At 58.1% G+C, this 241-nt stretch carries 1 pseudogene; it reads left to right on the top strand.

Annotated features, from left to right (window positions below):
• A pseudogene (locus tag QN359_RS19970) lies at positions 1-241 on the top strand (IS3 family transposase); the annotation flags it as partial.

Here is a 241-nt window from a genome sequence, read left to right as displayed (position 1 = left end):
TTGATGATGCGCGCCCTTTGGCGGAGCGTCCTGTACCGGCCAACAAGCTTAGCCAAGATGAGCAGGAGGAAATTCTGCATGTCTGTAACAGCGCGCGTTTCGGCAGCTTGCCGCCTACGCAAATCGTCCCTATCCTCGCAGACGAGCGACGTTACCTGGCCTCAGAATCGACCATGTATCGGATTCTGAAAGCGCACTCGCTGCTGTATCGGCGAGGCCGTGCAGCGGCACCACGTAAGGT

It is taken from the genome of Undibacterium sp. 5I2 (assembly GCF_035019605.1).
Classification (GTDB): Bacteria; Pseudomonadota; Gammaproteobacteria; order Burkholderiales; family Burkholderiaceae_D; genus Undibacterium.
Note: the sequence above shows the minus strand (reverse complement) of the source record. Positions and strands in the feature narration are given on the sequence as shown.